The organism is Aeromicrobium sp. PFPM2_SD2 (assembly GCF_057364525.1).
Genome location: NZ_JBNFNZ010000192.1, coordinates 1 through 4,433 on the forward strand (window position 1 = coordinate 1; position 4,433 = coordinate 4,433).

The 4,433-nt window shown below is 72.8% G+C and carries 6 protein-coding genes and 1 pseudogene; 2 read left to right on the forward strand and 5 right to left on the reverse strand.

Annotated elements, in window-relative coordinates:
* Positions 1-409, reverse strand: a 409-nt coding sequence (locus tag AC2W7G_RS09910) for a spermidine synthase (protein WP_485868279.1), incomplete at its 3' end; no start/stop codon positions are given.
* A 64-nt stretch (positions 410-473) separates the two neighbouring features.
* Here AC2W7G_RS09910 and AC2W7G_RS09915 point away from each other — a divergent pair.
* The gene (locus AC2W7G_RS09915) at positions 474-977 is read left to right on the forward strand and encodes a MarR family winged helix-turn-helix transcriptional regulator (protein WP_485868280.1); all 504 of its coding nucleotides are present in this window, start codon (positions 474-476) and stop codon (positions 975-977) included.
* On the opposite strand, the gene AC2W7G_RS09920 is transcribed toward AC2W7G_RS09915, so the two are convergent.
* From AC2W7G_RS09920 to AC2W7G_RS09935, 4 genes and pseudogenes are all read right to left on the reverse strand, one after another.
* Complete coding sequence (locus AC2W7G_RS09920) at positions 974-1,738, reverse strand: HNH endonuclease signature motif containing protein (protein ID WP_485868284.1); 765 nt, start codon at positions 1,736-1,738, stop codon at positions 974-976. The two genes, AC2W7G_RS09915 and AC2W7G_RS09920, sit on opposite strands and share 4 nt — an antisense overlap.
* Before the next feature lie 53 nt (positions 1,739-1,791).
* Positions 1,792-2,277, reverse strand: a pseudogene (locus tag AC2W7G_RS09925) (DUF222 domain-containing protein); the annotation flags it as partial.
* A 191-nt stretch (positions 2,278-2,468) separates the two neighbouring features.
* Positions 2,469-2,873: an NUDIX hydrolase gene (locus AC2W7G_RS09930; protein ID WP_485868281.1), complete on the reverse strand. Its 405-nt coding sequence runs from the start codon at positions 2,871-2,873 to the stop codon at positions 2,469-2,471.
* 3 nt (positions 2,874-2,876) lie between these two features.
* Positions 2,877-3,647: an inositol monophosphatase family protein gene (locus tag AC2W7G_RS09935; RefSeq protein WP_485868282.1), complete on the reverse strand. Its 771-nt coding sequence runs from the start codon at positions 3,645-3,647 to the stop codon at positions 2,877-2,879.
* 65 nt (positions 3,648-3,712) lie between these two features.
* On the opposite strand from AC2W7G_RS09935, the gene AC2W7G_RS09940 reads away from it, so the two are divergent.
* The gene (locus AC2W7G_RS09940; protein WP_485868283.1) at positions 3,713-4,336 is read left to right on the forward strand and encodes a serine/threonine-protein kinase; all 624 of its coding nucleotides are present in this window, start codon (positions 3,713-3,715) and stop codon (positions 4,334-4,336) included.
* The last annotated feature ends 97 nt before the right edge of the window (positions 4,337-4,433 follow it).

The following is a 4,433-nucleotide window of genomic DNA, read 5'->3' on the forward strand; positions in this document are numbered from 1 at the left end:
CCTCCGAAGCCGCTGGCGGTCGGTTGACCGACGCGTCCGCGACCGCGGTCAGCCCGGAGCGGCCGTCGACGCCGCGCACCTTGATGCCGCTGCGCCGCGGGAGCGGCAGCTGCTCGCGGACGAAGGCGGTCAGGTCCTCGTCCGGCTCGAGGACGACCTGGGACGAGCGCGGGCGGGTGGCCGCGACGTAGCGCGGCAAGGTGAGCCCCGCTCCCCCGACGTGGACGACGCGCAGCGGCTCCCCGGCCGGCTCCAGCACGTCGACGAGGTCGCCGATGCGTCGCACGTAGTCGAAGGCGAGGTAGGTCGGGTCGTCCAGGTCGACGTAGGACTGGTCGGCGCCGCCCACCCGCAGCACGAACGCGGCACCGCGTCCCGGGTCGGGCACGAGCTCGCGGTCGCCGGTCACCGGATCAGACTACGAGACGATTTCGAAAGGTTTATCCGGCAACCTCGCCGGTAGGCTTCCCACCATGACGCAGACCCCCTGGCTGACCCCCGACGAGCTGCGGGCGTGGGTGCGCCTCATCGCCGTCGTGGAGATGCTGCCGGGGGCGCTCGACACGCAGCTGCAGCGCGACGCCGGGCTGAGCCACTTCGAGTACTTCACCCTCGCCATGCTGTCCGAGGCGCCGGGGCGCACGCTGCGCATGACCGAGCTCGCGTCGCAGACCAACGCCAGCCTCCCGCGCCTGTCGCACGTCGTGAAGCGGCTGGTGGCCCGCGGCTACGTCAGCCGTCGTCAGGCCGACGACGACCGCCGGGCGATCGAGGCCAGCCTGACCGACGAGGGCCTGGCGAAGATCCAGGAGTCGGCTCCCGGTCACGTACGCCGCGTCCGCGAGCTGGTCATCGACGCGCTGACCCCCGAGCAGGTCGCAGCCGTCGGCGAGGCGGCCGCCGCGATCCTGACCCGGCTCGACCCGCAGGGCCGCATGAACGCCAGCGTCCTGGAGAACGTCGAGGACCAGCGCTAAGCGGGCACGAGGGGCTGCAGCCTCACGTGTCTGGCGTGGCGCATGGGTCGCTGCTGGGCATCAATGCGTGGTGGTGGGATCACCTCGACGACGCCGTCCTCGGCGAGGCGGGCCGACCAGTCGGAGTCGTGGAGCAGGCGGTGGTGCTGGAAGCAGAAGAGTGCGCCGTTGTCGAGGCTGGTCTCGCCGCCTTCGCTCCAGGGTCTGAGGTGGTGGGCCTCGCACCAGGCGGGTGGTCGGTCGCAGCCCTTCCACGAGCAGCCGCCGTCACGTTTCGCCAGGGCGATGCGCTGGTTCCGGTCGTGCAGCCGGGTCCCGCGGCCGAGGTCGAGGAGCTGGGAGCCCCCGCCGAGAACCATCGGCAGGATGCTCGCGTTGCAGGCGAGCCTGCGTGCCTGGCTGGCGCTGAGGTCGCAGCCGGTGCTCAGCGTGGCTCGCGAGACCCGCTCCTGCAGGTCGTCGAGATCGATGTTGACCGTGACCGTGGCCATGAGGCCTCCGGCCTGCGGGAACGCGTCCTGCGGCAGGTGCTCGACGAGCTCGCAGAACGCCTGGCCCATGCGCCTCGGGTGGTCGAGCCGGCCGATCTCGGTGTCGGAGTGCTCCCCGTCGACGTCCCGGAACAGAGCATCGATCCGGCGCGGTGCGGAGAGGCCTTCGAGGACGGTGCGCAGCATGTCGGCCTGCACGTCGGGCAGGGCGCCGCGGATCCAGGTGAGTCCGTCGCCGCGCGCGTGAACGTCAGGTGGGTCTCGGACCAGGCCTGCTTCTCCTGGCGCTCCAGCTGCTCACCGATGACCTCGTCCGCAGCGAGCGGGTCGACCACCTCCACGACCCGGTTCGCCAGCCGCCGCAGGTCGTCCGCAGCGAACTCCTTCGCATGCCCGAGCAAGGTCGCCTCGGCGTCATCGTGCTGCTCGACCACGAACCACTCCGGCAGCCGGTCCAGCGCGGTCAAGATGATGCTCGCCTGCTCGGTCGACACCTCACCGGACGCCCACGCCTCCCGCGTCGCCAGACCACGAGTCGCGTCGAGACGCGAGAGCTTCACGATCCGCGACGCCTCACGTCGGGCGATGCCGGTCTGGTTCGCCAGCCACGCCACGGTGGAGGCATTGCCGTCCTCACGGGGCAGCGCACGGTCCTCGGCGGCGCCGGCTAGACGGACCGCGGTCTCGGTGAGACTCGCGATCGTCCGCTGGATCTCGACCGTCACCGTCCGCAGCTCCGCGTCCGTCAACGACCACGCCTCGAGCTCACGCAGCTCACCGCGCAACCCCTCCAGCTGGTCGATCAGCATCCGAGAACCCCCGTATCGAACGTTTGTTCTATCGTACCTCGCGCGTCCGACAAGAACCACCCGAAATCCCCAGGATTCCAGGACATTCTCGGATGGGACGAACGCTCACGGAACCGCCTCGGGCGATCCGACGAACCAAGGCGCTCACGCACCCCACACCCTCGTCATCAGCCCCTCGGGAGCCAACCCCCTCAGCCCGGCTGCGACCCCGCCAGGAGCGGCAGGAGCACCTCACTGCTGAGCGGCGCGAGGTCGAGGTCGCCCGGGTCGTGCGGGTCGACCCACCGCGCCTCCTCGATCTCGGCGGCCACGACGTGCTCGTGGTGCAGGTCGGTGCGCCACACCCGGGCGTGCACCCGGTGGCCGGGCTCGTTCGCGGCGTCCTCGTCGAACTCGCCGACCCAGGTGAAGGCGTCCGCCGGCAGCTCGAGCCCGAGCTCCTCGGACAGCTCGCGGCGCAGCGCGTCGAGGCCGGACTCGCCCGGCTCGGGCTTGCCGCCGGGCTGCATGAACGCGCTCGTGCCCCGCTTGCGCACCATGAGCGCCCGCCCGTCCGCGCCCACCAGCAGGCAGGCGACGACGTCGATGACCGGCACCGCTCAGCCCTCCACGCGCCGCGACGCCCTCGGCCACGCTGCGGGCACCGCCCGCCGACCGACCCACGTGCGCCCACCGACGTCCACGCGGCGCGTGGTGCCGCCGGCCCCGGCGACGATGGCGGCGCCGGGCAGCCAGTCCCAGGACGGCGTCGAGTGCTGGAACCAGCAGCCGAGCCGGCCGGTCGCGACGCCGACCAGGTCCATCGAGCCCGAGCCGAGCATGCGGATCGTGGCCGGACGCGACACCGCCCGCGTCCAGGGGTCGTGCACGCTGGGCTCGCCGAAGAAGCCCGGGTGCAGGTAGGTGCCCGCGCTGACCAGCTCCAGGGGGTCGTCGTGGACCGGCGGGACCGGCTCCCCGTCACGCGTCGTGGGCCGCTGCGGACCGCCCACGACGACCGACCCGGTGGCGTGGTGCGCCACCGCGCCGAGCAGCAGCTCCTCGCCGTCCACCAGCGCCACGGCCGAGCACCAGTAGTCGGAGCCGGAGGCGAAGTTGTAGGTGCCGTCGACCGGGTCGACGACCCAGCGGCGGCCGGAGCGGGACGCGACCGCGGCGCCCTCCTCGCCCAGCACGCCGTCGTCCGGGCGCTCGCGCCGCAGGGTGTCGAGCACGAGCTGCTCGGCGGCACGGTCGGCGTCGGCACGACGTCGGAGACGGACGTCTTGCGGGGACACGGTGAGCGCGTCGCCGGCCCGCATCCGCGCCGCGAGGGCGGCGGCCTGCGTGACCAGCTCCGCGGCGAGGCGGGCGTCGTCGTCGGTCGGCACGGGCCCGACGCTAGCCCACCGCCGCCGAACGCGCGGATCCGTCCGCCCGGCCCTACTGTCGTCGGGTGGGCAAGGTCATCAACGGTCGCTACGAGCTGGGCGACCGACTCGGGGCGGGTGGCATGGGCTCGGTGTTCCGGGCCCACGACCGCAAGCTCGACCGGGCGGTGGCGCTGAAGCTCGTCCACACCGAGAACGCCGACGACGAGGTCGGCCGCGCACGGCTCAAGGCCGAGGCCCGCCTGGCCGGCGGGGTGCACCACCCGAACGTCGCCGAGATCTTCGACTACGACGAGGACACCGAGACCGGCGCGCCGTTCCTGGTGATGCGCCTGGTGGAGGGCGAGCCGCTGTCGCAGGTGCTCCGCCGCGAGCGCACCCTGGCCCCCGGCCGCACGATGGGGATCGTCGCCGACGTGGCCGAGGCCCTCGCCGCCGCGCACGCCCTCGGCGTCGTGCACCGCGACGTCAAGCCGTCCAACATCCTGCTGACCGACGACCGCGCCGTGCTCGTCGACTTCGGCATCGCCCGCTCCCCCGAGAGCGAGCCGCTCACGTCGACCGGCACCCTGCTCGGCACCGTCGACTACCTCAGCCCCGAGCAGGCGCTCGGACGCAGCGCGGCACCCCCGTCGGACGTCTACGCACTCGGCGTCGTCGCCCACCACTGCCAAAAAAAAAAAAAATGACCGGCGCCGCCCCCCCGTTTCCGTCGCGAGTCGCCGGTCGCCACCGCGATCGCCCCACGCCAAGGACAACCTGCCCCCCGCTCGGCGACGACGTGCC

What these genes read in the sequence shown, in the direction of transcription:
- AC2W7G_RS09915 (WP_485868280.1), top strand. Translation starts at nt 474, where the DNA reads ATGACGCAGACCCCCTGGCTGACCCCCGACGAGCTGCGGGCGTGGGTG.